At 72.0% G+C, this 26,497-nt stretch carries 23 protein-coding genes; 14 read left to right on the top strand and 9 right to left on the bottom strand.

Features of this window, described 5'->3' with window-relative positions; translation table 11 throughout:
* Nucleotides 1–154: 154 nt before the first annotated feature.
* Both FYX01_RS12680 and FYX01_RS12675 read right to left on the bottom strand, forming a co-directional pair.
* A complete protein-coding gene (locus FYX01_RS12680; protein ID WP_150240873.1) occupies nucleotides 155–1,474 on the bottom strand; it encodes a phosphoribosyltransferase family protein in 1,320 nt (439 codons plus the stop codon).
* A 131-nt stretch (nucleotides 1,475–1,605) separates the two neighbouring features.
* A complete protein-coding gene (locus tag FYX01_RS12675; protein WP_150240871.1) occupies nucleotides 1,606–2,166 on the bottom strand; it encodes a GNAT family N-acetyltransferase in 561 nt (186 codons plus the stop codon).
* Nucleotides 2,167–2,487: 321 nt separating this feature from the next.
* On the opposite strand from FYX01_RS12675, the gene FYX01_RS12670 reads away from it, so the two are divergent.
* The gene (locus FYX01_RS12670; RefSeq protein WP_150240869.1) at nucleotides 2,488–3,684 is read left to right on the top strand and encodes an MFS transporter; all 1,197 of its coding nucleotides are present in this window, start codon (nucleotides 2,488–2,490) and stop codon (nucleotides 3,682–3,684) included.
* A 129-nt stretch (nucleotides 3,685–3,813) separates the two neighbouring features.
* Here FYX01_RS12670 and FYX01_RS12665 read toward each other — a convergent pair whose 3' ends face one another.
* The 3 genes from FYX01_RS12665 to FYX01_RS12655 all read right to left on the bottom strand — a co-directional run bounded on the left by FYX01_RS12665 (nucleotide 3,814) and on the right by FYX01_RS12655 (nucleotide 7,605).
* Nucleotides 3,814–4,635 carry a hypothetical protein gene (locus tag FYX01_RS12665; RefSeq protein WP_150240866.1) on the bottom strand — a complete coding sequence of 274 codons (822 nt, stop codon included), beginning with the start codon at nucleotides 4,633–4,635 and terminating at the stop codon, nucleotides 3,814–3,816.
* Nucleotides 4,636–4,664: 29 nt separating this feature from the next.
* Nucleotides 4,665–6,107 (bottom strand): hypothetical protein, encoded by a 1,443-nt coding sequence (locus tag FYX01_RS12660; protein WP_150240863.1) that lies wholly within the window; start codon nucleotides 6,105–6,107, stop codon nucleotides 4,665–4,667.
* A 487-nt stretch (nucleotides 6,108–6,594) separates the two neighbouring features.
* On the bottom strand, nucleotides 6,595–7,605 hold the full coding sequence (locus FYX01_RS12655; protein WP_150240861.1) for a YihY/virulence factor BrkB family protein: 1,011 nt from the start codon (nucleotides 7,603–7,605) through the stop codon (nucleotides 6,595–6,597).
* A 397-nt stretch (nucleotides 7,606–8,002) separates the two neighbouring features.
* On the opposite strand from FYX01_RS12655, the gene FYX01_RS12650 reads away from it, so the two are divergent.
* From FYX01_RS12650 to FYX01_RS12610, 9 genes are all read left to right on the top strand, one after another.
* Complete coding sequence (locus FYX01_RS12650; protein ID WP_150240859.1) at nucleotides 8,003–9,700, top strand: nitrite/sulfite reductase; 1,698 nt, start codon at nucleotides 8,003–8,005, stop codon at nucleotides 9,698–9,700.
* Nucleotides 9,701–9,757: 57 nt separating this feature from the next.
* Nucleotides 9,758–9,964 (top strand): hypothetical protein, encoded by a 207-nt coding sequence (locus tag FYX01_RS12645; RefSeq protein WP_150240857.1) that lies wholly within the window; start codon nucleotides 9,758–9,760, stop codon nucleotides 9,962–9,964.
* On the top strand, nucleotides 9,961–10,665 hold the full coding sequence (locus FYX01_RS12640) for a phosphoadenylyl-sulfate reductase (RefSeq protein ID WP_150240855.1): 705 nt from the start codon (nucleotides 9,961–9,963) through the stop codon (nucleotides 10,663–10,665). Before FYX01_RS12645 ends, FYX01_RS12640 begins: the two co-directional genes overlap by 4 nt.
* Nucleotides 10,666–10,738: 73 nt before the next feature.
* Entirely contained in the window at nucleotides 10,739–11,542 is an 804-nt protein-coding gene (locus FYX01_RS12635; protein WP_150240853.1) for a sirohydrochlorin chelatase, read from the top strand.
* Between the two features lie 203 nt (nucleotides 11,543–11,745).
* On the top strand, nucleotides 11,746–12,408 hold the full coding sequence (locus FYX01_RS12630) for a pyridoxine/pyridoxamine 5'-phosphate oxidase (protein WP_223830426.1): 663 nt from the start codon (nucleotides 11,746–11,748) through the stop codon (nucleotides 12,406–12,408).
* A 143-nt stretch (nucleotides 12,409–12,551) separates the two neighbouring features.
* On the top strand, nucleotides 12,552–14,183 hold the full coding sequence (locus FYX01_RS12625; protein WP_150240849.1) for an acyl-CoA dehydrogenase family protein: 1,632 nt from the start codon (nucleotides 12,552–12,554) through the stop codon (nucleotides 14,181–14,183).
* A gap of 367 nt (nucleotides 14,184–14,550) precedes the next feature.
* Nucleotides 14,551–16,713, top strand: a complete 2,163-nt coding sequence (glgX, locus tag FYX01_RS12620; protein ID WP_150240847.1) for a glycogen debranching protein GlgX — start codon at nucleotides 14,551–14,553, stop codon at nucleotides 16,711–16,713.
* 214 nt (nucleotides 16,714–16,927) lie between these two features.
* Nucleotides 16,928–17,737 (top strand): pyrimidine reductase family protein, encoded by an 810-nt coding sequence (locus FYX01_RS12615; RefSeq protein WP_150240845.1) that lies wholly within the window; start codon nucleotides 16,928–16,930, stop codon nucleotides 17,735–17,737.
* Nucleotides 17,738–17,914: 177 nt separating this feature from the next.
* On the top strand, nucleotides 17,915–18,703 hold the full coding sequence (locus tag FYX01_RS12610) for a GntR family transcriptional regulator (protein WP_150240843.1): 789 nt from the start codon (nucleotides 17,915–17,917) through the stop codon (nucleotides 18,701–18,703).
* A gap of 117 nt (nucleotides 18,704–18,820) precedes the next feature.
* On the opposite strand, the gene FYX01_RS12605 is transcribed toward FYX01_RS12610, so the two are convergent.
* The gene (locus FYX01_RS12605; protein ID WP_223830425.1) at nucleotides 18,821–19,252 is read right to left on the bottom strand and encodes a hypothetical protein; all 432 of its coding nucleotides are present in this window, start codon (nucleotides 19,250–19,252) and stop codon (nucleotides 18,821–18,823) included.
* A gap of 203 nt (nucleotides 19,253–19,455) precedes the next feature.
* Here FYX01_RS12605 and msrB point away from each other — a divergent pair, with 203 nt between their 5' ends.
* The 3 genes from msrB to FYX01_RS12590 all read left to right on the top strand — a co-directional run bounded on the left by msrB (nucleotide 19,456) and on the right by FYX01_RS12590 (nucleotide 21,617).
* Nucleotides 19,456–19,899, top strand: coding sequence for a peptide-methionine (R)-S-oxide reductase MsrB (gene msrB, locus FYX01_RS12600; RefSeq protein WP_150240841.1), 444 nt, complete (start codon nucleotides 19,456–19,458; stop codon nucleotides 19,897–19,899).
* Between the two features lie 259 nt (nucleotides 19,900–20,158).
* Nucleotides 20,159–20,827, top strand: a complete 669-nt coding sequence (locus FYX01_RS12595; RefSeq protein WP_150240839.1) for a phosphatidylserine decarboxylase — start codon at nucleotides 20,159–20,161, stop codon at nucleotides 20,825–20,827.
* Nucleotides 20,814–21,617: a CDP-alcohol phosphatidyltransferase family protein gene (locus FYX01_RS12590; protein ID WP_190394296.1), complete on the top strand. Its 804-nt coding sequence runs from the start codon at nucleotides 20,814–20,816 to the stop codon at nucleotides 21,615–21,617. Before FYX01_RS12595 ends, FYX01_RS12590 begins: the two co-directional genes overlap by 14 nt.
* A 108-nt stretch (nucleotides 21,618–21,725) precedes the next feature.
* Here the strand turns inward: FYX01_RS12590 and hemQ are convergent, their stop codons facing one another.
* Together hemQ and hemG are read right to left on the bottom strand one after the other, a co-directional pair.
* Complete coding sequence (gene hemQ, locus FYX01_RS12585) at nucleotides 21,726–22,436, bottom strand: hydrogen peroxide-dependent heme synthase (protein WP_150240837.1); 711 nt, start codon at nucleotides 22,434–22,436, stop codon at nucleotides 21,726–21,728.
* Complete coding sequence (gene hemG / locus FYX01_RS12580; protein WP_150240835.1) at nucleotides 22,433–23,902, bottom strand: protoporphyrinogen oxidase; 1,470 nt, start codon at nucleotides 23,900–23,902, stop codon at nucleotides 22,433–22,435. The genes hemQ and hemG overlap by 4 nt, the downstream gene beginning before the upstream one ends.
* Before the next feature lie 161 nt (nucleotides 23,903–24,063).
* On the opposite strand from hemG, the gene FYX01_RS12575 reads away from it, so the two are divergent.
* Complete coding sequence (locus FYX01_RS12575; protein WP_150240833.1) at nucleotides 24,064–25,137, top strand: DUF4349 domain-containing protein; 1,074 nt, start codon at nucleotides 24,064–24,066, stop codon at nucleotides 25,135–25,137.
* A gap of 104 nt (nucleotides 25,138–25,241) precedes the next feature.
* Here the strand turns inward: FYX01_RS12575 and hemE are convergent, their stop codons facing one another.
* Complete coding sequence (gene hemE / locus FYX01_RS12570) at nucleotides 25,242–26,267, bottom strand: uroporphyrinogen decarboxylase (protein WP_150241302.1); 1,026 nt, start codon at nucleotides 26,265–26,267, stop codon at nucleotides 25,242–25,244.
* Nucleotides 26,268–26,497 lie beyond the last annotated feature (230 nt).

The following is a 26,497-nucleotide window of genomic DNA, read 5'->3' as shown; positions in this document are numbered from 1 at the left end:
CCCGCGCACAACGGATCTTCCCCGGTGGCCCCGGCCCCCGAGTAAACCCGCGGCGCCCCGACGACAACCGTCGAGGGCGCCGCGGGTTTTCTCATGCCCCCGCCTCCTGTGACACCCACGCACGATCCTCCGAGGGGGACGGCCCCGGCCCGGCTCACCGGGTCTCCCGGCCCAGGTGCAGGTCGAACCAGTCCAGGGCCTGCGAGGCCACCCGTCGCCACTCGCCGGAGTCCCCGAGCAGCCGTTCGGCGCCCGCCGTCACCCGTAGGTCGGTGGGACCGCCCATCCGGCCGCGTGCCCACTCGCCGAGTTCGCGCACGAAGGAGTCTCCGCCCTCCAGCAGCACCAGAACCGGTGCCCGCACACCCGGCAGGCTGTCCCCGGCCAGATCGATCCGGCCGCCGTGCACCACCACCGCGGCCACGTCCTGGGGTTGTTCGGCCGCGGTGACCAGCGCGGCCGCGGCGGCCTCACCCGAGGCCAGCACGCCCAGGGGTTCGTCGGCCGCGTCGGCGGCCCGGCGCAGCCAGGTGACCGCGGCGCCCAACCGCTCGCCGAGGACGCCGGCCTCGACACCGCCGGTTCCGGAGGAGCGCTCCTGTCCGGTCAGCAGGTCCAGGACCAGGGTGGCGTACCCCGCCCGCTGCAGGACCGCGGCGACCGACCGCCGCCGATGGCCGCCGCGTTCCTCCTCCGAGGCCATGACCACCGCACCGTGCAGGTCGGCGGGTACGGTGAGATCGCCGTCGAGGTAGACCCGCCCGGCACGCACGCGCACGCCTCGGGCCGTGTCGGGCCGCGGCCGCGTGTGCGTGTGCGTGTGCGTGCTCTCGGCCAGGATCTCGGTGACGCGGCTGTCGGAGAGCTGGCCGAAGTCGCGGTACCACTCCCCCACCGCACGGAAGTTGTCCGGCGCACTGAGCACCACCAGGGCGTCGACCTCCTCCCGCAGCAGCTCGACCGCCTCCGGCGAGGCGACGGGCACGGCCAGGACCAGCTGGGCCGGTCCGGCCTGGCGGATCATGCGCAGCGCGGCGCGCGCGGTGCCGCCGGTGGCGACGCCGTCGTCCACGACCACACAGTCGCGCCCGGCGATTCTGGGGCCCGGGCGCTCACCGCGGTAGACGCGGCGCCTGCGGTCGAGTTCGTCGCGCTCGGCGGCGACGGTGTCGGACAGGGCCTGGCGGGGCACGTGCATCCGGGCCAGGGCGAGGTCGTCGTAGAGTACGCGTCCGTCCTCGGCGATCGCCCCGACCCCCAGCTCGGGCCGGCCGGGCATGCCGATCTTGCGGACCATGACTACGTCGAAGTCGGCGTCGAGCCGCTGGGCGAGCTCCGCACCGACCGGTACCCCGCCTCGGGGCAGGGCCAGCACGAGCGGATCGTTGACCGTGAAGGGGCGCACCCGCTCCGCGAGGCGGCGTCCCGCCTCCGACCGGTCGGCGAAGGGCAGTGAAACGGGTACTGGGTTCATGTCCTCACCGGTCCGGGACCCGGGCCCCGGTACCGCTCCTCTCGGCTGTGTGGAGTGAGCCGCTGGAAAGTGCTACCGGGATACCCCCCGACACGGCGTTTGCAACCCCGGGCCCGGACAAAACCCATGCGTCAGGTACGGCGGAAGCCGTTCCTGAGCACGGCCATCAGCAGGGCGTCATGGCGGCGCCCCTCCCACAGCAGGGAGTCGCGCAGCCGCCCCTCCACGGAGAACCCGCAGGAGCGGTAGGCGGCGATGGCCCTCATGTTGAAGGCGTAGACGTACAGCCAGACGCGGTGCAGGCCGATGCGCTCGAAGGCGTACTCCAGCACGAGCTGGGTTGCCTCCCGGCCCAGGCCCTGACCGGTGAACTCGATCGCGGACAGGGCGATGCGGTATCCCGCGCTCTCGTTCTCGGGAGAGACGGCGTAGATGGACAGTTCGCCCAGGTAGCGCCCGTCCTCGGGCGCGGTGATGGCCAGGTCCAGGCGGTCGGTGCGGTCCACGCGGGTCTCACACCACTCCTTGGCCTGCGCGTAGGTGATGTCGCGGTGGGTGCCGGTGAGCCTGCGGACCTCCCCGTCGAGGCTGGCGGTGAAGTAGGCGTCGGTGTGCTCCGGGGCCAGGGGCACCAGACGTACGCTCCTCCCGGTGAGTGTGGGTTTCTCTCGCAGCGCGCTCGTGTTGATCATGGGATCTTCCGGTTCCGTCCGGGCCGTACGGGCACGGTTCCCGGCGCGAGGGAGTCGGCGGACAGCGGGCTGGGTGGCCCTTGCGCGGAAGCGGACCGCGGAACGGGGCCGAGGGCCCTGGGGGCACGGGCGGCGTTCGGGGAGGGCTGGGTACCGGAGGTCGGGGCGGGCGGGGTCCGTTCGATGACGGAGCGGGACCTCCATGTAAATCGGGACCGCGCCCTAAGGCAAGCCCGTCGCGGCGGGTCGCGGAAAAGGTATGTCATCCGATGACCGGACTGGATAATATCTGCGCGCACCGAAACCACCGTGGGAGCCGCCGTGAACACCCAGACCAGGTCCGCGTCCCCGCCTCCGGAGGCTCGCCGGGCCAGGGGCGCGGTCTCCACCCTCTTCTTCGTCAACGGCTTCACCTACACCAACGCCGTGCCGTGGCTCCCGGTGATCAAGGCGCAACTGGAGCTGAGCAACGCGGAACTGGGACTGGCGATCGCGGCGATGCCCACCGGAGCGATCCTGACCGGGATGCTGGCGGGTCCGATGATCCACTGGTTCGGCAGCGGCCGAACGGCCGTGGGCACCAGCCTGGTCTCCTTGGGAGCGCTTCCATTCATCGCGCTGGCGCAGAACTGGTGGATGCTGGCGGCGGCGCTCTTCGTGCTGGGCAGCGCGGACGCCTGGACCGACTCGGCGCAGAACTCGCACGGGCTGCGCGTCCAGCGACGTTACCAACGCACCATCATCAACACCTTCCACGCGGTGTGGAGCATGGCCGCGGTCACCGGCGGCCTGCTCGGCGCGGCCGTGGCAGGGGCAGGGGTGCCGATCCTGTGGCATCTGGGCGGCGTGGCCGTGCTTCTGGTGTGCGTGAACCTGGTGGTGAGCCGGATGCTGCTGCCGGGGCCGGACAACAGCGAGCGGGAGGACGGGACCGACGGCGAGAACGGGCGGCGGCTGCGCGTCCCCGGGCGGGCCGTACTGCTCCTGCTGCTGCTCGGCGTGCTGCTGATGTTCGCCGGTGGCATCGAGGACTCGGCCGCCTCCTGGGGAGCGGTGTACATGACCTCCGAGTTGGAGGCCCCGTTGTTCCTGGCCGCGATGCCGTTCGTGGCCTGCCAGGCGATGATGACGCTGGGCCGCCTGCTCGGCGACCGGGTGACCGACCGCTTCGGCGCGGTCGCGGTGGGGCGCGCCTGCGGGCTCCTCGCGGGCGGCGGGATCGCGTTCGCCCTGCTGCTACCGCACCCGGTGACCACGGTGATCGGCTTCGGGGTGATGGGACTGGGCGTGTCCACGCTGTTCCCGCTGACCCTGGCGGCGGCGGGGAACGTGCCGGGTGTGCGCACCGGGGACGGGGTCACCGTCGTGGGTTGGCTCGGACGCGCGGGCTTCCTGGCCTTCCCGCCGACGGTGGGCTTCCTCGCCGACTCCTCCAGCCTGGGGAGCGCGCTGTGGGTGATCGCGGGGGCCGGTGTGGGCGCCTTCCTGCTGGCGTTCGCGCTGCGTCCTCGCGTGTGAGACCGCCCGGGGTCCCCGGTAACGGGAGGAACGCAAGAGGGCCCCGGCCGTCGAAGGACGGCCGGGGCCCGTGCGTGCACGGTCCGAAGGACCCGAGGGCCTGGGAGACCGTGCGCCGCGGGGTACCCGCTAGGCGATCGGGTCCGGGCGGCGGGCGCTGGCCCACAGAGCCAGAGCACCGATGCCCGTCACCACGGCGCCGCCGAGCACGAAGCCCTGCATGTCGACGCCGGTGGTGGCGAGGGCCTCGTCACCACCGCTGCTGACCGGAGCCGGGGCCTCGGGGAGGCCGCCGTCGGCGATGGTGCTGCCGGGCGCGCTGATGCCGGGAGCCTGGCTCTCGTCACCGTCGTCGTCACCCGGGTCGGTGCCGTCGCCGGGAGGCGTGCCGCCGTTGTCCGGAGGCGTGCCGCCGTCGCCCGGGTCACCGGGATCGCCCGGGTCACCAGGGTCGCCCGGGTCGCCAGGGTCACCCGGATCGCCGGGGTCGCCGGGGTCGCCAGGGTCACCGGGGTCACCAGGGTCGCCCGGGTCACCAGGGTCACCCGGATCGCCGGGGTCGCCAGGGTCACCAGGGTCGCCAGGGTCACCGGGGTCGCCACCGTCGCCCGGATCACCAGGGTCACCGGGGTCACCAGGGTCGCCCGGATCACCGGGGTCACCCGGGTCGCCACCGTCGCCCGGATCACCAGGGTCGCTCGGGTCACCAGGGTCGCCACCGTCGCCCGGATCACCACCCTCGCCCGGGTCACTGGGACCGCCGGGGTCGTTGCCCTCGTCGTCGGCGTCGAACTCGTTGACCGGAAGGTCGATACCCGCGTCCTCGGCCCTCTGGGAGGCGGCCTCGGAGGCAGACTCGTCCAAGGGGGCAGCGAACGCCGGTGCCGCGGAGAACCCGGCCATGAACAGGCCGGCCGCAGTCACGGTGAAAATCCGCTTGTTGGGGGACATCCCACTCCTTTCTTCTCTTGTGAACTGATCTATTCAGAGGGGATGGCATAAAGGTGGTCGTCATGGACCACGACGGCCCGCTCACCGAGCAGGCCACTGGGCTGGACGGAGCCCTCCTCGGCCTCCTCGACCTCGCCCTCGGCGTCGACGGCCACGAGGGCACCGTCGAGCCGGCCGAAGACGCGGGAGCCGACCGTGATGTCGGGTTCGAAACCGGGGACCGCGGCGGACCGGCCGCTCTCCGGGGCCAGTACCGCGGGCCCGTAGGCGACCAGGTCGGTACCGATGGGGCCGGAGCGGTGGCGCACGCCCTCCAGATCGGCGGGGTCGACCTCGACACTGCCGACGACGCTGCCGTCCCGGCTGTCGTGGAAGGCCAGGAGCGTGCCCTCACCCTGGAGGGGCTCCCAGCGGACGATGACGTACTCGCGCAGGGCGGTGACCACCGACTCCATCTCGCCCGCCCGCTCCGGACGCTGGGCGTTGACCTCCACGGGGCCGTCGTCGGGGCCGACCCAGGTCCACGGGCCGTTGAGGACGGCGGTGAGGACGTCCTCCCCCTCGGCCAGCATGGGCGCGGAACCCTCGGGCACCTCGACCGGCCGGAGTTCCTCCCCGACCGGGACGAAGGCATCCTGGTCGTTGCGGACGAGAACGGAAGTGCCCGCGTACTGGGCGGAGGTGTCCTCGGGGATCTCCACGCTGCTGGGAGAGCCGCCCGCGGTGGGCCAGAACCACAGGGTTCCCGCGGTCTCCATGACGACGGCGGCCTCACCGCCGTACTCCACGAAGCGGGGGGCGCCGAGGACCTCGCCGGCCGCCACGGGCAGCTCCGCCGACCACCGGCGCTCGCCCTCGGCGCCGAGCAGGTTGAGGCGCTCCTGGGGATCGACGTAGGCGAGCATGTCGCCCTCGCGGCTGACGCCCGGCTGACTGCTCGGGGCGAGTTCCCGGCTGAAGTCGACGGTCCCGGCGAAGCCGGGGGGTGCCGGGTGGTTCAGGGTGGTCACGTCCGCGGTGGCCCCGGGTCCGGACGCCGCCTCGGAGCCGGGCAGGAGGCGCCAGACGACGGCGCCCGTGCCGCCGAGCAGTACCAGGGCGAGCACGGCGGCCCCCACGATGACCAGTGCGCGCTTCCTTCCGCCGGAGCCCTCCTCTCGGAGGATGGTCGGAGGCGCCGGCGCCGGAGCTCGCCCGGACACTGCCTGGTCCGCGGCCTGCACCACGCCGTCGGGTGTGGCGACCAGGTGCCAGTAGCCGTTGGCGTCGCGGGCGTCGATGAGGACCGGCTGCCCGATCCTGGCGGCGTAGCCGGTGGCGACGTCCAGCGCAGCGCGCCGCGTCTCCCGGGGAGCCTGGCCGGTGACGACCTGGCGGTGCCCCTCGATGAGGATCTCGGCTCTGCGTTCGTCGGACGCGATGACGATGACGGCGGTGGGCCGGGACTGCCCGGGTCGGGACTCCCGGCTCATGGTGCCTCCGAAGGCATGGGGAACGTGGACCTGTTCGTGTACGGGGACCTCGGTCAGCGATGACGGCGGGTCGCGGCCTGGGGGTTACCAAGCGATGGTGTCAGCACACGCGTAGTCAATGCTGCACGAGATGATACTGATCGGTTCTCGGCGCGCCTATTCCGGCCATGTGCCAACGGAACCGCCTCCGCTCACCGCGTCCGCGGCCGTTGTCCCGGCCTTCCTCCCCTGAGCTGGAGAGTCATCCGAACATGGGATTCAGGACACACTGTCAGCCCCTACCAGACAGGGAAATGGACACCTCTGGATGACATGAGGTTCACACCGAAAATGGCCGGATCCGGCCACCGTGTTCTCACTGGCCGCACCCGTAGCAGGGCACCAGCGGCAGGCCGGTCCGTCCGCTCCGCAGCGGATCAGCCCCGTATCCAGGACGGGACGTTCGGGGAACTCCGGACGGTCCCGGGCCGCGGCCGTCCGCGACCGGTCAGCGGCCGTTCTCCTCCGCGATCGTGTCGATGACCGCCTGCTTCCGGCGCTTGACGAGGCGGTTGGCCCGGTCGAAGCCCCGGTTGGCGAGCTCCGCCCGGGCGGCGGCGGTACGCGGGGTCGGCCACATGGCGTCGATCTCGGAGTTGAAGGAGGACCCCACCAGCACGGCGATCGCCATCACGTACAGCCAGGCCAGGATGGCGATCGGCGCCGCCAGCGAACCGTAGATGCTCACCTGGCCCAGGGAGGCGTCCAGGTAGGTGCGCAGCGCGACGGAACCGGCGATCAGCACCAGGGTGGCCAGCAGGGCTCCGGGCAGGTGGCGCCACAGCGGGGTGCGCACCGGCACGCTCAGCGCGTACAGCAGCGTGACCGCGGCGGTGGCCAGCAGCGCGACGGTCGGCCAGTAGAACAGGTTGAGCCGTCCCACCGTGCTCGGCAGGAGGCTGTTGAGCAGGTCCGGCCCGGCCACCATGATCGGCAGCACCAGGAGGGCGAACACCAGCCCGCCCAGGTAGGCGACGAAGGCCAGGACGCGCTGGCGCATCCAGCCGCGCAGCTCGTCCAGGCCGTAGGAGATCGTGATCGAGCGGATGAAGACGTTCATCGCCCGCGACCCCGACCACAGCGACACCAGGAACGTCACCGACAGCAGCCCGCCCTGGACACCGCCCAGGAAGTCGTCGACGAGCGGCTCGACCACGCTCCCCACCGTGTCCGGGGTCAGCACCCGCGCGGCCAGGTCCAGCATCCACAGCCGGATCTCCTCGACGAAGTCCTCGCCGAGCACGGTGGCCATCGGGCCCAGCGCGCCCAGGAGGCAGAGCATGAGCGCGGGCAGGGAGATCAGGGTGAAGAACGCCGACTCGGCGGCCAGCCCGATGACCCGGTCACTGAGGAAGGATCGGATGGTGCGCAGGACGAGGAGCATCCCGCTGTGCGTGCGGGGATGCCGTCTCAGCCATGCCTCGACCGTGAACCACAGTCCCTCCCAGAAACCCACCACGGGAGAAACGTTAGCGGTCCTGGGACGTCGCGCCGCACCCGGCCACCCCTACGGGTGACGTGACTCACGTCGGGCACCGCGCGGGGGCGCCTGGACAAAGCGCCGACCCCCGTGACATTCTCATTGCATGATCGCTGCTCTGGACCCCATGCTCTGCGTGCGCCGCCACGTGGACTTCCTTCGGGTCCGCAGTGCCATCTGTTGCAGCGTCGGTTAATCTCGCCGCCTTTTGACGCACCCCAGGGGTGCGCGCGGCACCGGCGCTCTCCCTTTTCTTGAGTCTCCACACGCGGATTCCACTCGTTCGCCAGCACGACGATGTGCGCGCGACACGGGTCATGCGGTGCGGGCGCCGGGGCCGTGAGCGCCCCGCGACACCTCATCGGAGACACCCGCGATGCCTCCCTCTTCCGCGCAGCCCGGCAAGACAGCGACCGCGGCCAAGCCGCGCCGCCGCCGCGGCGAGGGCCAGTGGGCCCTCGGCTACCGCGAGCCGCTGAACAAGAACGAGGAGAACAAGAAGAACGACGACGGGCTCAACGTCCGCGATCGGATCATCAACATCTACTCCAAGGGCGGGTTCGACTCGATCGACCCCGCCGACCTTCGCGGACGTTTCCGCTGGTTCGGTCTGTACACCCAGCGGGCCCCGGGCATCGACGGCGGTAAGACGGCCGTCCTGGAGCCCGAGGAGCTCGACGACCGCTACTTCATGCTGCGCGTGCGCATCGACGGCGGCCAGCTGTCGGCGGCACAGCTGCGCGCGCTCGGTGAGATCTCCCGCGACCACGGGCGCGACACCGCCGACATCACCGACCGCCAGAACGTCCAGTTCCACTGGATCCAGGTCGAGGACGTCCCGGCGATCTGGGAGAAGCTGGAGTCGGTGGGCCTGTCCACCACCGAGGCCTGCGGCGACACCCCGCGCGTCATCCTGGGCTGTCCCCTGGCCGGGGTCGCCGAGGACGAGGTCATCGACGCCTCCCCCGCGATCCGCCAGGTCTACGACGACCACATCGGCAGCCAGCTGTACTCCAACCTGCCGCGCAAGTTCAAGACGTCCATCTCCGGGTGCACCTCGCACTGCGTGAACCACGAGATCAACGACGTCGCGTTCGTGGGCGTGCGCAACGAGGCGGGCGAGGCGGGCTACGACCTGTTCGTCGGCGGCGGCCTGTCCACCAACCCGATGTTCGCCCAGCGCCTGGGCGCGTTCGTGCGTCCGGACCAGGTGAGCGAGGTGTGGGCGGGAGTCTGCGCGGTCTTCCGCGACTACGGCTACCGGCGCCTGCGCACCCGCGCCCGGATCAAGTTCCTCATCAAGGACTGGGGCGCGGAGAGGTTCCGCGAGGTGCTGGAGCAGGAGTACCTGGGCCACGCCCTGCCCGACGGCCCCGGCCCGGAGCTGGACCCCGGCCTGGAGCGCGACCACGTGGGCGTGCACCGGCAGAGCGACGGGAACTTCTACGTGGGCTTCGCGCCGAAGGTCGGCCGCGTCTCGGGCACCACGCTGCTGCGTATCGCCGACATCGCCGAGGAGCACGGCTCGGACCGCATCCGCACCACCGCCGACCAGAAGCTGGTCGTCCTGGACGTGGAGGAGGAGCGGGTCTCCTCGATCACCTCCGCCCTGGAGTCGGAGGGGCTGCAGGTCAACCCCAGCGTGTTCCGCCGCCAGACGATGGCCTGCACCGGTATCGAGTTCTGCAAGCTGGCGATCGTGGAGACCAAGGGCCGGGCGGCCTCCCTGGTCGACGAGCTGGAGAAGCGGCTGCCGGACTTCGACGAGCCGGTGACCATCAACGTCAACGGCTGCCCGAACTCGTGCGCGCGCATCCAGGTCGCCGACATCGGCCTCAAGGGCCAGCTGATGCTGAACTCCGAGGGCGAGCAGGTGGAGGGCTACCAGATCCACCTGGGCGGCGGTATGGGACTGACCCGGTCCTTCGGCAAGAAGATCCGGGGCCTGAAGGCCACCGCCGACGAGCTGCCCGACTACGTCGAGCGGGTTCTGCGCCGCTTCCAGGAGCAGAGGAAGGACGGCGAGTCGTTCGCGTCCTGGGCCGGCCGGGCCGAGGACGCCGACCTGAAGTAGTCCGACCGTGCGGCCGGAAACGACCTGAGGAACCCGAGCGAGAGAGGGAGGTGCGCCGTGTCCGAGAGGGCCGCACCCTACTACTGCCCCTACTGCGGCGACGAGGACCTGGTGCCGGAGGAGGGCGCCCCCGCCAAGGGCGAGGGCTACCCCTGGGCCTGCCTCTCCTGTGCACGGGTGTTCCGGATCAAGTACGTCGGGTTGCGCTCCGCGTCGTTCTCCGCGGGAGGCGCCCCCTCCAGACCGACGGAAGGGAACTCATGAACTCCACCACCATCGCCCCCGTGGGCGGTCCCGAGCTCGCCGAGCGGGCCGCGCGCGAACTGGAGGAGGCCTCCACACGGGAGATCATCTCCTGGGCCTCCGAGACCTTCGGCGACCAGCTGTGCATGACCTCCTCCATGGCCGACGCCCTCATGGTCGACCTGGTCTCCAAGGCGGTGCCGGGGATCGACGTCGTCTTCCTGGACACCGGCTACCACTTCCCCGAGACCATCGGCACCCGCGACGCGGTGGCCTCGGTGTACGACATCAACCTGATCAACGTCGAGCCCGTCCGCACGGTGGCCGAGCAGGACCTGGCCCTGGGCCCGCGCCTGCACGGGCGCGACCCCGGCATCTGCTGCCACCTGCGCAAGGTGGAGCCCCTCCAGAGGGCGCTGGAGCCCTACGCCGCCTGGCTGACCGGTCTGCGCCGGGACGACTCGGCGACCCGACGCGACACCCCCGTCGTGCAGTGGGACAAGCGGCGGCGGATGACCAAGGTGAACCCGATCGCCCGGTGGACCCAGGAGGAGGTGGACGCCTACATGACCGGGAACGGGGTGATCGTGAACCCGCTCCAGTACGACGGCTACCCCTCGATCGGCTGCGAGCCGTGCACGCGGCGGGTGGCGCCGGGTGAGGACCCGCGCAGCGGCCGGTGGGCCGGGACGGGCAAGACCGAGTGCGGCATCCACGTGTGAGCACGTGCCGCTGGCGGGCCCGCCAGCCCGCCCGCGGCGCGGCACGGGTGCACGGGAACGAGGCGAGGTGACCATGGCGGCGGACAGGACCGGGGCATCGCACGGCGGGCCGCGCGGCGGGCCGTCCGAGGAGGGCGTGCCCCTGCTGGCGGTGGCGCACGGGAGCGCGGACCCGAGGTCGGCGGCGGCCGTGTCGGCGGTGTTCGACCGGGTGCGGTCGCTGCGTCCGGAGCTGGACGTGCGCGTGTCCTACCTGGACCACGTGGCGCCCAGCGCGGAGGAGGCGCTGGAGGTGCTGGCCGCCCGCGGCGCGGGTGAGGCGGTGGTACTGCCGACGCTGCTGACGGCGGCCTACCACAGCAAGGTGGACCTGCCGAGGGTGCTGGCGGGCGCGCGCGAGCGCAGCCCCTGGCTGCGCGTGCACTACGCCCGCACCCTGGGTCCGCATCCGCTGATGGCGGACGCGGTGGAGCGGCGCCTGGCGGAGGCCGGTGCACGTCCCGGCCCGGACACGGCCCTGGTGCTGGCGTCGGCCGGTTCCAGCGATCCGGAGGCGAACGCGACCGTGGCCGCGATGGCGGCGGAGCTGGCCGGTCGCGGCCCCTGGCGGGAGGTCGTGGCCGCGTACGCGTCCGCCTCGGCGCCCCGCCCCGGGCAGGCGGTGGCCGCCCTGCGCGAGCGGGGCGCGTCCAGGGTGGCCGTGGCGACCTACCTGTTGGCGCCGGGGTTCTTCGCCGACCGGGTGCGCGCCCAGTCGCTGGAGGCCGGCGCGTGGGCGGTGTCGGAGGCGCTGGGCGACGTACCCGAGCTGGCCCGTGTGGTGCTGGACCGCTACGACGCCGCCGTGGCCGCGAGGCACGCCGCCAGGACCGGCTGAGGCGCCGCGGAGAGGCACCGCGGAGACGGCGGCCCACGGCCCCGTCCGCCCCCTTTCCGGCCCTCCACCTCGTCCACGGCCCCGAAAGGCACCTTGCCCCGGACCGCCGCGGCCCAGAAGAATCGGGGGACGCGGTGCTCCGGACGGACGCCGCCGGTCTACACACATCCTGGGGGTTGGCCGTGTCGGAGGAGCGAAGGTCGGTGCGGGACGGTATCCGCGACCTGTTGCGGGGCCTGCCGGTGTTCGCCGGGCGGGTACCGGGGTTCGATCCGGGCGCGGCGCCCGAGGACCCGGCGGAGCTGTTCCTGGAGTGGTTCACCGCCGCGCTCCGTGACGGGGTGTCCGAACCGCACGCGATGGTGGTCACCACCGTGGACGGGGCCGGGGCTCCGTCGGCACGGGTGCTGATCATGAAGGACTTCACGCCCGAGGGCTGGTGGTTCGCCACCACGACGACCTCGCGCAAGGGCCGGGAGCTGGACCAGAATCCCCACACCGCGCTGCTCTTCTACTGGAGCGCGCAGGGGCGCCAGGTACGGGTGCGCGGCCGGACGGAACCGGCGAGTCCGGAGCAGTGCGCCGCCGACTACCTGGCACGGCCGCTGGAGTCCCGGGTGGCCGGTCTGCACGGGAGGCAGAGCGAGCCCCTGTCCGACCCGGCCGACATCGACCGGACGGCCGACGAGAGCAGGGAGAGGCTGGAGCGCGACCCCGGGCTGGTGCCCGAGGACTGGGGGCTGTACCTGGTCCGGCCGACGGAGGTCGAGTTCTGGCAGGCCGACCCGGACCGGCGCCACACGCGGCTGCGCTACGCCCGCGAGGGCACGGACGCGCCCTGGGAGCGCGGTCTGCTCTGGCCGTGATCCGCACGGTAGGCACCGGCCCCGTCCCCGTCCGAGCCGGTTCGGGAGGCCGGTGTCACCGAACCGGGTTCGGTTCGAAGCCTTCCAGAGGTAGGATTCCCGCACTCCGACCGCCCGCGACCAGCAACGGAAAGGGAGCCGACATGCCCCCCACACACGAGGTGTTCAACCAGGCGCCCCCGCTCGGCGACTACGCCGCAGCGGAGGACCCCGCCCTCCTGGAGGGGCTTCAGCGCGAGGGCGCCGGGTGGGCCGAGGCGGAGGTGCGCGAGGTCGGCGACGCGGCGGGATCGGAGCGGGTGCGCGCCTGGGGCGAGTCCGCCAACACCTACACGCCGGTGCTGCGCACACACGACCGCTACGGCCACAGGGTGGACGAGGTCGACTACCAGCCCGCCTACCACGTGCTCATGGACCAGGCGGTGGAACAGGGCATGCACGCCGCGCCGTGGGCGGACGAGCGCGCGGGCGCGCACGTGGCCCGTGCCGCCAAGTTCTTCCTGTGGTCCCAGCCCGAGGCCGGTCACGGGTGCCCCGTCTCGATGACCTACGCGGCCGTCCCGGCGCTGCGCCACTCCCCGGAGCTGGCGCGGCGGTACGAGCCGCTGCTCACCGCACGCGCCTACGACTTCGGGCTGCGGGCGCCCCACACCAAGCGCGGTCTCCTCGCGGGCATGTCGATGACCGAGAAGCAGGGCGGTTCGGACGTGCGCGCCAACACCACGCGCGCGGTCCCCACGCCGGAGGGGCACTACCTCCTCACCGGGCACAAGTGGTTCACCTCCGCGCCGATGAGCGACCTCTTCCTCACCCTGGCCCAGGCGCCGGAGGGGCTGACCTGCTTCCTGGTGCCCCGGGTCCTGGAGGACGGCAGCCGCAACACGCTGCACATCCAGCGTCTCAAGGACAAGCTGGGCAACAGGTCCAACGCGTCGGCGGAGCTGGAGTACGACGGAGCCGTCGCCCACCTTGTCGGCGAGCCCGGCCGGGGGGTGCCCACGATCATCGAGATGGTCAACTGCACCCGGCTGGACTGCGTGATCGGTTCGGCGTCGGGCATGCGGGCCGCGGTGGTGCACGCCCTGCACCACGCCGAGCACCGCGGCGCGTTCGGCGCGACGCTGGCCGAGCAGCCGCTGATGCGCAACGTGCTCGCCGACCTGGCGCTGGAGTCGGAGGCGGCGACCGCGCTGATGACCCGCCTGGCCGGTGCCGCGGACCGCGCGGTGCGCGGCGACGAGGACGAGGCGGCCTTCCGCCGCCTGGGCGTGGCCGTGGGCAAGTTCTGGGTGACCAAGCGCCAGCCCGCGCACGCGGCCGAGGCGCTGGAGTGCCTGGGCGGAAACGGGTACGTGGAGGAGTCGGGCATGCCCCGGCTGTTCCGGGACTCTCCGCTCAACTCCATCTGGGAGGGCTCGGGCAACGTGGCGGCGCTGGACGTGCTGCGCGCGATGGGCCGCAACCCGGAGTCGCTGGAGGCCTTCCTGACGGAGCTGGGCACCGCCGGGGGCGTGGACGACCACTACGACGCGGCGGTCAAGCGGTTGGAGCAGTCCCTGGGCGACCTGGACGAGGCCCAGTACCGGGCGCGGTCGGTGGTGGAGCTGATGGCCCTGACCCTGCAGGCGTCGGTGCTGCTGCGGCACGCGCCCACCCCGGTCGCCGAGGCGTTCACGGCCTCGCGTCTGGGAGGCGAGTGGGGGCACGTGTTCGGCACCCTGCCCCGGGGTGTGGACACCGGGCTGATCCTGGACCGGGCCCGCCCGCACCGGTGACCCGTTCCCGGGGGGGGCGCGGCCGGGCGCGCTCCCCGGCGCGAGGGCCCGCCACGGTCCGGCTGCTCCCCGTCCACGCGTCCCGGACCGGTTCGGGCGCCGGACGAAATCCCCAAACCACACCAATACCGATTACCACCCTTAACCCTGATAATTCCAGCGACAAACCCCAAAGAGGGACAGCCGATGAATGATCATCGGCCGGATCGGCATACTTCTGCGGTTGGAGCGGAAGAAAGAAGTCGTCACAAACACGACCGCACGCTTTCGGACGGGGAGCGGGCCCGTGGGACCCTTCCCGGCCGGGAGGGGCACGCGCTCCGCACCGACCTTCCGAAGGCCCGACTCCAAGAGACTGACGACGCCTATGGTGGAAGTCTGGCCAGGTAGTTCCTATCCGCTCGGTGCGACCTACGACGGGTCCGGCACCAATTTCTCCCTGTTCTCCGAAGCCGCCGAACGGGTGGACCTGTGTCTGTTCGACGACGACGGCGAGGAGACCCGCATACCGCTGACCGAATACGACGGATTCGTCTGGCACGGCTACCTTCCCGGTATCGGACCGGGGCAGCAGTACGGGTACCGGGTCCACGGCCCCTACGCGCCCGAACACGGTCTGCGGTGCAATCCGAACAAACTGCTCACCGATCCGTACGCGAAGGCCCTGAACGGAAACCTCACCTGGCACGAATCCCTGTTCAGTTACCACTTCGCCGCTCCGGAGCGAAAGAACACCAGGGACAGCGCGCCCTACGTGCCCAAGTGCGTGGTGGTCAGCCCGTTCTTCGACTGGGGGAACGAGTCCAGGCCCCGCACCCCCTACCACCGCACGGTGATCTACGAGACGCACGTACGCGGACTGACCATGCGCCACCCGGGCATCCCCGAGCACCAGCGGGGTACCTACTCCGGACTCGCGCACCCGGCGATGATCGACTACCTCACCTCACTGGGGGTGACGGCGGTCGAGCTCATGCCCGTGCACCACTTCGTACCCGAGCACGCCATGGTGGCCAGGGGGCTGACCAACTACTGGGGGTACAACACCCTGGCCTTCCTGGCCCCGCACAGCGGGTACGCGGCGCGCGGCTCGCGCGGGCAGCAGGTCCAGGAGTTCAAGGCGATGGTGAAGTCGCTGCACGAGGCGGGCATCGAGGTGCTGCTCGACGTGGTGTACAACCACACCGCCGAGGGCGACCACATGGGGCCCACGCTGTCGCTGCGCGGCATCGACAACCTCAGCTACTACCGCGTCAGCGACGAGGACCAGCGCTACTACCTCGACTACACCGGTTGCGGCAACAGCCTGAACGTGCGCCACCCGCACTCGCTGCAGCTCATCATGGACTCGCTGCGGTACTGGGTCCTGGAGATGCACGTGGACGGGTTCCGGTTCGACCTGGCCTCGGCGCTGGCCCGGGAGTTCCACGACGTGGACCGGCTGAGCACGTTCTTCGACATCGTCCAGCAGGACCCGGTGATCTCGCAGGTCAAGCTGATCGCCGAACCCTGGGACGTGGGCCCGGGCGGCTACCAGGTGGGCAACTTCCCGCCGCTGTGGACCGAGTGGAACGGCAAGTACCGCGACACCGTGCGCGACTACTGGAGGGGCCAGCCCGTGATGGGAGAACTGGCCTCGCGCCTGGCCGGGTCCAGCGACCTGTACCAGGACGACGGGCGCCGACCGGTGGCCTCCATCAACTTCATCACCTGCCACGACGGCTTCCCCCTGGCCGACCTGGTGTCCTACAACCACAAGCACAACGAGGCCAACGGAGAGGACAACCGGGACGGCACCGACGACAACCGGTCCTGGAACCACGGCGTGGAGGGCCCGACCCAGGACCCGGAGATCATCACACTGCGCCGCCGCCAGGTGCGCAACTTCCTCACCACCCTGTACCTGTCGCAGGGGGTGGTGATGCTGTCCCACGGTGACGAGGTGGGGCGCACCCAGGGCGGCAACAACAACGCCTACTGCCAGGACAACGAGATCGCCTGGATCGACTGGGAGGGTGCCGGTCTCGGCGAGGACGAGGAGCCCGACAACGACCTGCTGGACTACGTACGCGAGCTGGCACGGCTGCGCCGCGACCACCCGGTGTTCCGTCGGCGCCGGTTCTTCCGGGGCAGCCCGGTGGGAGGCGCCAAGGCCGGGAAGAAGGGCCTGCCCGACATCGTGTGGCTGCGGCCGGACGGCGAGGCGATGTCCGGGGACGACTGGAACTCCACCGGCCAGGCCATGGGCGTGTTCCTCAACGGGGACGCCATCACCGAGCCCGACCCGCGCGGTCGCCGCATCCGGGACAGCTCGTTCCTGCTGCTGCTCAACAGCGGCGCGGACACGGTCGAGTTCACCGTGCCGGGCACCGAGTACGGGACGGCCTGGGAGACGGTCCTGGACACGGCCGAACCCGACGTGGGCGGCCGGCCGTTCGTGGCCGCTTCCGGCCCGGTGAAGGTGATCGACCGGGCGCTGCTGCTGCTGCGCCGGGTGTCGCACGAGCGAGCGCGGACCGCTCGCTCCTGAGACGCCGGGCCGCGGCGCGCCCCCGGCCGCTCCCCGTGACGGGGAGCGGCCGGGGCACTCGGTGGAGCGGCGAGCGCCCCAGGGCACCGTGGGCGCCAGGACGTGGGGGCCTCTCCGTCGGGCGGGCTGGGAAACGTCGACCACCAGCGGCGGACAGGCCCGTCAGCCGGGTCCTCCCGCCGTCAGACGGGAGAGGATGCCAAGCTGTGTGACCATGTCGAGTACACACACCGGCGGCGCGGACGCCCCCGCCGCTCCCATCGCCTTCCGTGAGCTGCTGCCCTCGCCGGGCGGCACGGACGTGGACCTGGCCGACGCCTACGCCTACCCCGAAGCCCTGCACCGGCCCTGGATACGCGCCAACATGGTGGCCAGCGCGGACGGCGGCGCCATCGGCCCCTCCGGGCGCACCAGGGACCTGTCCTCCTCACCCGACCGCAAGGTGATGGGCGTGCTGCGCGGCCTGTGCGACGTGGTGCTGGTGGGCGCGGCCACGGTGCGCCTGGAGGGGTACGGGCCGGTCCGCGCCCGCAGGACATGGGACGGCCTGCGCGCCGGACGTCCGAGCACTCCGGCCGTGGCGGTGGTCTCCCGCTCGCTCGGCCTGCCCGAGCAGCTGCTGACGGAGGCCCCCGAGGACGCGCGCACCCTGGTGTTCACCACGACGGACTCCCCCGAACGGCGCCGCCGCGAGGTGGCCGAGTACGCCGACCTCGTGGTGATCGACGGGGCCTCGGTGACTCCCGCGCACGTGGTGAACGGCCTGGCCGAGCGCGGACTGTACCGGGTGCTGACCGAGGGCGGCCCACACCTGCTGGCGGAGTTCGTGGCGGCCGGGTTGTTGGACGACCTGTGCCTCACCCTGAGCCCGCACCTGCTGGGATCGGGGGCGCCGCGCATCGTCGCGGGAGGGCCGGACACCCCCGGAGCGCCGGACCACGCCTCCGCCCAGAGCACGCCCGTGCGGATGGCGCACCTGCTGGAGGCCGAGGGGAACCTGTTCGCGCGTTACCTCAGGGAATAGGGACGCCTACGAGGGGCTCAGCGGTAACCGGCCGGTTTCGGCCACCTCACAACCACGCATGAACCATCCCGCAACCGGACATACCCGAGGTGTGCCCTCCACTGGAAACACCCCCCACTGGACACAGCGGCACACAGCGTTGACGGGGCTTACCGGCTTGGCCCCCCGGTCGAGAGGATGAACGTGGTGCCGACGTCCGAAAACGGGTCCCCTGCGGTCTATCGCGAGATAGCCGGGGAACTACGCGGACAGATCCGCTCCGGACGGTACGCCGACGGCGACCGCCTGCCCGGGGAGAACGCTCTCATGGAACGTCACGGCATCGCACGGGCGACCGCGAGGCAGGCGCTCTCCGTACTGATCAACGAGGGCCTGGCCGTGGCCGTGCGCGGGTCGGGCATCTACGTGCGCCTGTTCCGGCCCGTGCGAAGGCACGGGGCCCTTCGCCTGTCCAAGGAGCTGTGGGGCCACGGGCGCGCCATCTGGCAGACCGACGACGAGGACCGGGAGTACGAGGTGGACCGCCTGCGCGTGGACGAGGCCGTGCCCGAGGAGCACGTGGCGCGCGCGTTGGGACTGGCCGAGGGGGCCGGTGTGCTGCGGCGCTCGCGACGCTACCTGGTGGACGGGCGGCCGGTGCAGAACGCGGTCTCGCACCTGCCCCTGGCCGTCCTGGAGGGCGGCGGGGAGCCCACGGCGGCCCTGCGCATCCGGGAACACGACAGCGGCCCCGGGGGAATCTACGCGCGCCTGGCCGAACTGGGGCAGGCGCCGGCCCACTTCACCGAGGAGATCCGGGTGCGCATGCCCGCTCCGGAGGAGAGCGAGGAGCTGGAACTGGCGCCCGGGACCCCGGTGCTGGACGTGGCCCGCACCGCGCTGACCGCCGAGCACCGGCCGGTGGAGCTCAACGAGATCACCATGGACGGCTCGGCGTACGTCCTGAGCTACGACTTCGACGCCTGAGACGGGGTGCCCGCTTACCCCGGGCTCCGGCGGCGCGGAGGCCGTTCCCCGCGCACGGGCGGCCGCCGACGACGGGAGGGGCGCCGTTCCCGGCGCCCCTCCCCCTCTCGGACCGACTCAGCGACCGCCCCGTCTGGAGGCGAACACCAGGTACACCAACGGCAGGAGCACGAGTCCCACCGCCAGCGCGCCCGCGGCGGCGAAGGGTAGGGAGTCCGACTCGGTCATCGCCCAGCGTGCCATGCCGACCCCCAGGAGGAGCGCGACCGCCAACGCGCACACGGCGAGCACCGTGGCGCAGAGCAGCAGCCTGCGGTCGCTCCAGGGTTCGGGCCTGGCGTGACCGATCCGCACGACCGTGGTGCGGACGCTGAGCTCGGCGGCCCAGCGCAGTTCGCGGCCCACGGCGGCCGCTTCGTCCGCGGCGGCCCGTATCCGCGACCGCGTACCCGCGGTCGTCTGGTCGAGCCACCACAGTCCGTATCGGATCCTGCCCACGCGCAGCGGTCGTCTGCCTATTCCGAGTGCCTGTTGAGCTGTAACGGCCATGTCACCTACCTCAAGTGCACCGTTCGACCACTGACCCTGGTTAGAGCCGTACCCTCCGCTTCTGTTACCGAACGCCATTCCGAGTGAAGTTAGGTGTATATGGCCATTAAGGAGGATTCGCCTGTCACGCGCGCCATATGAGATGTTCCGCCATCGGAGGTGCCAAGGCGGCATCCTGACCCGATTCGAGGTAGCGTCATACCATGGCTGACTCAGCGGACCAGGCCCCGAACACCGGTGACGGGGCCGAGGGCATTCCCCAGACCGACCAGGAGTGGCGCGAGCGACTCGGCGCCCAGGAGTACGCGGTGCTGCGTCAGGCGGCCACAGAGCAACCCTGGACCGGCGCCTACGTCGACACCAAGACCACCGGGGTCTACCGTTGCCGGGGCTGCGGGACCGAACTGTTCCGCTCCGACGAGAAGTTCGACTCCCACTGCGGGTGGCCCAGCTTCTACGACCCGGCCGAGTCCGACGCCGTCGTCCTGCGCGAGGACCGCTCCCTGGGCACGGTGCGTACCGAGGTGCGGTGCGCCACCTGCGACTCCCACCTGGGCCACGTCTTCTACGGCGAGGGGTACGCGACCCCCACCGACGCCCGGTACTGCATCAACTCCGTGGCCCTGACCCTGGAGCCCAAGGAATAGGTGTCGTACGATCCTGGTGCCGGACGCACACCCGCTAGGGCGTACCATCGTGCGACCGTGGTCCGCCCGTGGCGGCATCGGGGATAATCACATCCAGCGCGCCAACGGCCGACCCGCGTCGGCTCGCGGGGCGCGGCGCGAAAAGTAACCGGTCCGCCGGGGTTTTTCCGTCCACCATCCGACCCGGAGCCTCCGGGCCTACCCTCACAGCGGTAACCGGTGTGCGGGCGAACCCACAGACCCGCGACGAAAGCGCTCGATGACCGACGACTCACCTTTCTCATCCGTCTCCCACCGTCCCGCGGCGCGGCCCCGTTGGGGCATGGCGCAGGGGTCGGCTCCGTGGCTGCTGCCCGCCCTCGGGGCCGCCGGAGCCGCGGCGCTGGCCGCCCGGGGATCCCGGGCCCGAACGGCGCTCGCCGTCCCGGTGGTCGCCCTGGCGGCGGGGATGACCTGGTTCTTCCGCGACCCCGACCGGGGCCCGGCGACCGGGCGGGTGCTGTCCGCGGCCGACGGCGTCGTCCAGAGCATCGACCCCCAGCCTGACGGGCGCACTCGGGTCGCGGTGTTCATGAACCCCCTCAACGTGCACGTCAACCGTGCCCCCCTCGCCGGCGTGGTGACAGGCGTCGAGCACCGCCCGGGCGGTTTCCGCCCCGCATTCGACAAGGACAGCGAGCGTAATGAGCGCGTCATCTGGACCCTTGAAACCGAGATCGGTGCGATCACGGTCGTTCAAATCGCCGGCGCGATGGTCAGGCGTATCGTCCCGTATCTCGCTGCGGGGCAGAAGGTCGAACAAGGCGAGAGGATCGGGCTCATCCGGTTCGGGTCCAGGGTCGACGTCTACCTTCCGGCCGGGATCACCCCGGCGGTGGAGATCGGCCAGAAGGTCCGTGCCGGAGAAACCCGTCTTGACACCGACTGAGGGGGTCGTGGCGGCCGGACACGCCGTCTCCGCCCCCGGGGAGGAGACCTCCAGGCTCCGTCTGGGGCCGGCCGACTACCTCACCCTCGGCAACGCCCTGTGCGGCTTCCTGGCGGTGTGGGCGCTCATGTCGGCCCAGTCCGCGCACGCGGCCGCCGGAGCCGTCGGCCCGCTGCCGCGCACGGCCATGGCCACGGTGGTGGGCCTGATGCTGGTCGCGGCGGCGCTGGACGTGCTCGACGGCCGGGTGGCCCGCAGGCTGGGCGGCAGCGGCATGGGCGCCGAACTGGACAACCTGGCCGACGTGGTCAGCTTCGGGTTCGCCCCGGCGTTCTTCTTCGTCGTGTGGGCCATGCGGGACGAGAGCATCGGCGCGCTGCCGGTCGCGGCGGGCGGCGCCGTGCTGCTGGCGGTCATCGTGCGGCTGGCCCGGTTCTCCTGCCAGGCTCCGGGCGCGAACTACTTCACCGGGCTGCCCTGTCCCTTCGGCGCCATGGCCGTGGTGACGGTGGTCCTGCTCGACCCGCCGCTGATGGCGGGCGTGACGGCGGTGCTGCTCATCTCCTGGCTGATGGTGAGCCGGATGGAGTACCCCAAGCCGCGCGGGCGCAAGGCCTACGCGGTGCTGGGCCTCCTCGCGGTCGGGGTCGCCCTGATGGCCGCGTGGGGCATGGGCCTGCCTGCGGGCCAGACGCTCATCTACCTGATGAGCGCCGTCGTCCTGGGCTTCATCGTCACCCTCCCGTTCTACGTCCTGGCCACCCGGCGGACCGTCGCCGAACAGGACTGAGGCACGGCCCGCACACGACGAGCGCCCCGGAGGCCGGTCCGGGGCGCTCGTCGTGTGCGGTGGGCGGGCGGAGCGCCGCCTGGCGGAGCGGGCCCCACAAGGCACTGTCTACGGCAGTGAGTCGACCAGTTCGGCGACGCTCTTGCGGCGGCCTGTGTAGAAGGGCACCTCCTCGCGGGTGTGCAGACGGGCCTTGGCGCCGCGCAGGTGACGCATCAGGTCCACGATGCGGTGCAGGTCGTCGGCCTCGAAGGCGAGCAGCCACTCGTAGTCGTTGAGGCCGAAGGAGGACACCGTGTTGGCGCGCACGTCCGGGTAGGGGGCGGCCATGCGACCGTGCTCGGCGAGCATCGCGCGGCGCTCGTCGTCGGGCAGCAGGTACCACTCGTAGGAGCGCACGAACGGGTACACGCACAGGTGCTCGCGCGGCTCCTCCCCGGCCATGAAGGCGGGGACGTGGCCGCGGTTGAACTCGGCGGGGCGGTGCAGGCCCACGACCGACCACACCGGGGTGCAGGCCCGGCCGATCCGGGTGCGGCGGAAGGCCGTGTACATGTCCTGGACCTGCTCGGGAGAGTCGCCCACCCACCAGAACATGATGTCGGCGTCGGCGCGGAAGCCCTGGACGTCGTAGCTGCCGCGGGTGGTGACCCCCTGCTCGGCGGACTTGTCGAAGAGCGCCCCCAACTCGTCGGCCGCGGCGGCGCGGTCGACCCCGTCGAGGCCCTCGGCCTTGAAGACCGACCACATGGTGTAGCGGATGAGCGAGTTGAGGTCGGTGCCGTCCTGGCCGACGGCTTCGTTCTGCTGGCCCGTCACGGGTTGACTCCTTGCTGGTTCGTTCCGGCGGTCTGGTCGCCGCCGCTGGTGGAACTGTTCGTCGTGAGCGCGCCGACCAGGCGCTCGGCCTCCTGGCCGGCGTCGGCGATGCACGCGGGGATCCCCACGCCACCGTAGACCGCGCCGCACACCCCGAGACCCGGGCTGCGGGCGACGTCGGCGCGTACGCGCCCGACGAGGTCGGCGTGGCCGACGGCGTACTGCGGCAGCCCGTCGGTCCACCGGGTGACCCTGCTCTCCAGGGGTGCCCCGGTCATACCGGTGACCGTGGCCAGGTCGTGCTCGGCGGCCCGGACCAGCTCCTCGTCGGAGCGCTCCAGGACCCTCTCGTCGCCGAACCTGCCGATGGAGCAGCGCAGCACCACCAGGTCGTCGCCGGGGTTGGCCCGGGCCAGTTCCTCGGCCAGCCAGGGCCACTTGTTGCTGGAGAAGGTGGCGGCCTTGATGGTGAGCCCCTCCCCCGCGGGGACGAGGAAGCCGGTGCCGGTGACCGGTCCGGGAAAGGCCGAGGCGGGCAGCGCCATGGTCACCAGGGCCATGCTGGCGTAGTCGACGCCGCGCAGGTCGCGTGAGGCACCGGGCGCGTACTCGGCGAGCAGGCGGGAGGCCTCCGGGGCGGGACAGGCCAGCAGGACGGCGTCGCAGGAGACGCGCTCGTCGCTGTCCAGGTGGACCCGCCAGCCCTCGGGAAGCCGCTGCAGGGCACGGACCCGGGAGCCCACCCGCAGGCTGTCGGAGTGGCGTTCGGCGAGGGCGTCGGCGAGTCCGGCCACGCCCCCGCGCAGGGAGGCGAAGACGGGACCCGGCTTGGTGGGCGCCGCCCCCCTGCCCTGGAGACTGGTGCGCACGGCACGCACCAGGGAGCGGTCGCGGCGGGCCATGGGCGCGATCTGCGGCAGCGTCGAGTCCAGGGAGAGCCGGTCGGCCCGGCCCGCGTACACGCCCCCCAGGAGGGGTTCGACGAGTCGGTCGACGACCTCGGGGCCCATGCGGGCGCCCACGTAGTCGGCGACGGAGACGTCACCGCGGACCGGGGTGCGGGGCCGCACCAGGTCGAGCCCGGCGCGCAGGGTGCCTCTCCGTGAGAGCACCCCGCTGCGGGCGAGTGCGCGCAGGTCGCCGGGCACGCCCATGAGCTGTCCCTTGGGCAGGGAGCGCAACCGTCCGCGGCTGTAGAGAGCGGCGGCGCCGGGGCCGGGGTGCACCACGCGCTCGTCCAGGCCCAGTTCGGAGAACAGGTCGAGCGCCTCGGGGCGTCTGGCGAGCACCGCCTCGGCGCCCGCGTCGACGGGCACCCCGGCCACCGGTGAGGCGCGCAGTTTGCCCCCAGGGGCGTCAGCGGCCTCCAGCACGGTGACGGAGGCGCCCAGACCGGTGAGACGGTGCGCGGCGGTGAGTCCGGAGACCCCGCCCCCGACCACGACGACGTGCGGTGCTTCAGGCATGTCTCCAGTTTCCCAGATGACGCGGGTCACCGTGGTCCGCCGTCCCCCTCGGCGCCCGGTGGCCCGGGTCGCGCTCGTGGCGGGAGGTCCGGCCGTGCCGCTGTTGTGCGGTCGTTATCCCGGTTCCGCAACGGGCCCCCGGCGGCGGGCGTCGGAGGATCATGGCTACTTCAGCGTTTTTCCCCGCGCGTCGGGGTGCCCGGGCGGTGCTCTCCCTGGGCCTGGCCGCTCTGCTGGCCACGGCCTGCGGCTCCTCCGGCCAGTCCGCCGACAGCAGTGGCGGAGCCTCCGCCGAGTACGCTCCCGGGGCCGAGGACCGCTCGGCCGCCCAGGAACGGGCCCCCGAGGGGCGGACCGAGGAGGGACAGGCCGGAGAGGGGCGGTCCGCCGAGGAGGGCGGGGACTCACCCCTCGGCTCCGACGTGGAGATCGACGACCGGCAGCTGGTCCACACCGCCGACCTGTCGGTACGGGTCGACGACGTGCCCGGGGCGGTCGAGCACGCCAAGGAGCTGGCCCTGGAGGCGGGCGGTTACGTCGCCTCAGAGACGGTCTCCACTCCCCGGGGCGGCGCCCCCTCGGGGTCGCTGACGCTGCGCGTTCCGGGCGAGGAGTACGAGGGGGCCCTGGACGGCCTGGCGGAACTGGGCGACCGGTCCAGCCTGGAGCGCTCGGTACAGGACGTCACCGAGGAGGTCGCGGACGTCGAGAGCCGCATCGAGTCCTCCGAGGCGGCCCTGGACACACTGCGCGGCTACCTGGAGGAGGCCGAGGACGTCGACGACCTGCTGCGTGTGGAGAACGAGATCCAGACACGCCAGTCGGAGCTGGAGGCGTTCCAAGCGCGCCTGGAGACGCTGCGCGACCAGACGGCGTACTCGACGGTGAACCTGACCCTGCACCCCCCGGAGACCTACCTGGAGGAGCCGACGGAGGAGTCCATCGGTTTCCTGGGCGGGCTGGAGCGAGGCTGGCGCGCGCTGGTCGCGTTCGGCCAGGACGTCGCCGTGGTCGTGGGCTGGCTGCTGCCCTTCCTGGTGGTCGCCGCCGTGCTGGGCGCGGGACCGCTGTGGTGGTACCTCTCCCGTCGCAGGGGCCGCTCCGCCGACACCCCCGGGGAGGGTGTCTCCGAGGGCGAGGTTTCGGAGGTCCCGGATTCCGGCGCCCCCGAGCAGCCGTCCGACGGGTCCGGGGGCGGGTCCTCCGAGGAGAGTGGTCCCTCCAAGGAGGACTGAGCCACGCACGGAGGCGCCCGGCCCCGGGCGGGGGCCGGGCGCCTCCGGTTCTCACGCTGTGGTCGGTCCGGTTCCGGCACGCCCCGGAGCGGGACCGCTCCGTCTCAGGCGGTGGTCTCCTCGTGCACGAACTCGGTGAGCCGCTGGAGCACGTCCGGGTCGGTGCTGGGCAGCACGCCGTGGCCCAGGTTGAAGACGTGTCCGTCGGCGGCCCGGCCGCGGGAGAGGATGTCGCGGGTGCGCTCGGCGACGACCTCCCACGGAGCGAACAGCGTCGCCGGGTCCAGGTTGCCCTGGAGCGCGGTGCCCGGCTGGACGCGCTGGGCCGCCTTGTCCAGCGGCACCCGCCAGTCCACGCCCACGACGTCGGCCCCGGCCTCGCTGAGCAGGCCGAGCAGCTCACCGGTGCCCACTCCGAAGTGGATGCGCGGCACCTCGTGCTCGCTGAGCTGGCCGAAGATCCACGAGGTGTAGGGCAGCACCGAGGCGCGGTAGTCCTCGGCGCTCAGGGCGCCCACCCAGGAGTCGAAGAGCTGCACGGCGCTGGCACCCGCCTCGATCTGGGTGCGCAGGAAGCCCAGCGTGATGGTGGCCAGGCGGCGCATCAGCTCGTCCCACAGCTCGGGCTCGCCGTACATGAGCGCCTTGGTGTGCTCGTGGTTCTTGGACGGTCCGCCCTCGATGAGGTAGGAGGCCAGGGTGAACGGGGCGCCCGCGAAACCGACGAGGGGCTTGTCACCCAGCTCGCCGACCAGCTGGCCCACCGCCTCGGTCACGTAGGGCAGGTCGTCGGGTTCGAGTTCGCGCAGCCGCTTGATGCCGGTCGTGTCCCGGATCGGGTCGGCGACCACGGGGCCGACCCCGGGCTTGATGTCCAGGTCGATGCCGATGGCCTTGAGCGGGACGACGATGTCGCTGAAGAAGATCGCGGCATCGACGTCGTAGCGGCGCACCGGCTGCATCGTGATCTCGGTGATCATGTCGGGGCGCGCGCACGCCTCGAGCATCGGCACATCGGCGCGGACCCGTCGGTACTCGGGCAGGGAGCGCCCGGCCTGGCGCATGAACCACACTGGTGTGTGGGACACGGGAAGGCGTCGGCAGGCGCGGAGGAATGGAGATTCTTGCAGCGTCACTCCTCGATCGTGCCATGCCCTCCCCCGAGCTCTCACCCGGATCGCCGAACCCGGCCCCTCCGGTGGCCGTCTCCGGCGGAGAACGGGCGCGAACCGGCGCCCTCCGAGAGCGGGCCGGTCCCAAGATCATCACAAAACACCGACACGCCGGGCGAACTCCGACCCGCGGCCCGTGACTCGTGCCACGGTCTCCTCGTGCCCACCCCCTTGCCCGTGGCGGGGAG

The organism is Nocardiopsis quinghaiensis (assembly GCF_008638365.1).
Classification (GTDB): Bacteria; Actinomycetota; Actinomycetes; order Streptosporangiales; family Streptosporangiaceae; genus Nocardiopsis; species Nocardiopsis quinghaiensis.
The sequence above is the reverse complement of the archived record's forward strand: the minus strand, read 5'-3'. Positions and strand labels throughout refer to the sequence as shown.